Genomic DNA, 2460 nt, shown 5'->3' with positions numbered 1-2460 from the left:
CAATTACAATTTATATATCAATATTTATTTTTTAGTCAGGTGTACCCTTTCGCACATACGAACCTAGATAGAATCCTACAACCTGCAGCCTATCTAAGAATCTTGAAAGTATACTTGATACCAGTCAAGAGAGGAACTCTATCAGGTCAACTTAACCTGGGCCCATTGACCGTATCTGTACCAAGAAGTAGTTCTCTTCTTGACTGGTGTCAATGGTTGGGTGCAGATTCTTCGGTGCCGGTTATCCTTGTATGATACCAGCAGTTCACTGCAAACCTTCGTGTTTGCGATTCACCTAAAGATTTATTATAGCAGATATTTGCTTGAAAGTCAATAGCTGTTCCACTATCTTTGCTACCCTTTACTTCATAGGCTTAATTGGTCATTCAACCGAGGTATTCTTACGTGCTCGTCCAAGTGATTCAAGTGCTCCACCACCAAAGTAGAAGGTAACAATTGCAAGCATCACCATATCCAGGCCAGCATTATCCATAGCCGTGAAGATGACATCAGGATCACCAACTGCAAATGCCTTCATCATTGCGGCCGATCCAAGCGCCACCAGGTAAAAGAAAGTAAAACTGAATGCCAAGATGCGCTGCGAGACTTTAAATGGCTCATAGGCCTTTAGAACGTCTCCTTTCTGACTGGCTTTTAAATGCTTTGACTCCTCTCCATCGAACGTTTCATCGATGACCTCTAACGCTGACTCGATAAAATCTTGACTGCCGAAAACTCTACTTAACATATCTGGTCCCATAAATTACCCAATTATTGATCTACACCATGATGATCATAGATATCATCACAGTCAGCTGTTTTGTGACCTAACTCCTTTTGAACCTTTGCCATCTGGACGCATAAGTCATAATCCATATGGGCTGTTGTTGTCGCTGCATTCTCATGCCTCACTTCGTAATCTGTCTTCTTCGGTGTAATCGTATATCGATCCCCAACGTATAACCAGCCTACGACACCAACAATGATTGCCATAAATACAAACATCTTAAAATCATTATTCATCTTGCTGTTTTCTGACTCTTCCGTCATAAATAAAACTCCACTCTATAAACATCAATCGTCAGATATATCGCAATTGACGGTATCAAGGTTTAAGGCGTCCATTAACTTGTTTAACTGCTCGCATGTCCGAATGTCATTGCCTGAGAAAATGCCTACAGCATGATCCATTCTGTGTGAAAATAATACGTAGGCATTTCCAATTGCCTTTTCCCCAGACGCTAGAGAGTCAAGTACGTGCGTTGTTGCAAATACAAGCACTGCAACAAGCAGAGCTTCTCTAATGAATGACAATTAATCTTTATGCTCCTGGACCCATGAATGTTGCAAGCCCCATCTTGATGGCCGGCATTGCCTGGATCAGTGCTACCGCACCAGTCACAATATAGACAATGCGTTCAAGCTTGCTGATTCGCCCTTCATTCTCGTCAATGAGCCCCTGATGGGTTTCTAGTTTGTTCTCGATGGCATGAAGACGCCCGTCTCGCATGCCTTCTTCATAAGTCATATGCTCATGTGTTAACTCTGATTGATCGTGCAAAAATTCAAGCTCCTGGTTATTTTTTTATAAAACAGTGAACCTTAATATGATATCACACTAAGAGCTTACTCATTACGCACGCCAGGCTTTGCATAGTCATTACCTATGCGCGTCACATACCATGGGTCGCCGCCAAATGAAATGCATTTGAATAGCGTTGATGCCTTGTTATAGGGTGAAATTGATGAAGGATCATCATCAAATTGTGTATTTCTTTCTGTATCTCTTTTGCTGCTACCGGGGAAAACACAGTCGCCACGCCATGTGATCCTTGCTGCAGATGCACCGCTTTGCTCAAACAATACAGTGATTTCTCTGACCCTACCTCCTAATACATCTGGAAGATATATATTAGTGTTTCTAGAGACAAGAACATGATAAAAGTCATCTCGCTTATCAAGAATTTCAGAACCGCCACTAGCAGTTAAGAAGGTAAAACGTGGTTCTGAACCACCGGCTGCATCAGCACCTGGCTCACCTTTATCACCTTTTTCGCCTTTATCGCCCTTTACACCCGCCTCACCTCGAGGGCCAATGTATCCTTGTGGTCCTCGCTCTCCAGATACGCCGTCAATACCAGGCTCACCTTGATCACCTTTAGGTCCTTTCTCACCATTACCAGTACCTGAACCACTACCTGGAGGGCCAGTTAGTCCTCGCTCGCCACGCTCTCCTTGTTCTCCCCTATCTCCTTTAGGTCCCTGCTGTCCTGGAGGCCCTTCAGGACCTTCAACACCATTACCAGCGCCTGAACCACCACCAGCTGGCCCGGGAACACCGCGCTCACCAGGCTCACCCTTGTCTCCTGGAATGCCTCTCTCACCTTGATCGCCTTTAGGTCCCGGATCACCTTGATCGCCTTTCGGTCCTACACCTGTGCCTGAGCCTGAACCAGTGCC

At 44.7% G+C, this 2460-nt stretch carries 3 protein-coding genes and 1 pseudogene; all 4 read right to left on the bottom strand.

The window, feature by feature from the left end:
- Positions 1-382: 382 nt before the first annotated feature.
- The gene (locus tag BOW51_RS09870) at positions 383-748 is read right to left on the bottom strand and encodes a hypothetical protein (RefSeq protein ID WP_135568235.1); all 366 of its coding nucleotides are present in this window, start codon (positions 746-748) and stop codon (positions 383-385) included.
- A gap of 23 nt (positions 749-771) precedes the next feature.
- Entirely contained in the window at positions 772-1050 is a 279-nt protein-coding gene (locus tag BOW51_RS09865; protein WP_078477565.1) for a hypothetical protein, read from the bottom strand.
- 271 nt (positions 1051-1321) lie between these two features.
- A complete protein-coding gene (locus BOW51_RS09860; protein WP_135568234.1) occupies positions 1322-1561 on the bottom strand; it encodes a hypothetical protein in 240 nt (79 codons plus the stop codon).
- A gap of 65 nt (positions 1562-1626) precedes the next feature.
- Positions 1627-2460, bottom strand: a pseudogene (locus tag BOW51_RS09855) (hypothetical protein); the annotation flags it as partial.

The sequence above is a fragment of the Solemya elarraichensis gill symbiont genome (genome assembly GCF_002021095.1).
Taxonomy (GTDB): Bacteria; Pseudomonadota; Gammaproteobacteria; order Chromatiales; family Chromatiaceae.
Note: the sequence above shows the minus strand (reverse complement) of the source record. Positions and strands in the feature narration are given on the sequence as shown.

Bases quoted from the DNA above. Each gene is read 5' to 3' on its own strand.
- BOW51_RS09870 (WP_135568235.1), bottom strand. From the start codon at position 748: ATGTTAAGTAGAGTTTTCGGCAGTCAAGATTTTATCGAGTCAGCGTTA.
- BOW51_RS09865 (WP_078477565.1), bottom strand. From the start codon at position 1,050: ATGACGGAAGAGTCAGAAAACAGCAAGATGAATAATGATTTTAAGATG.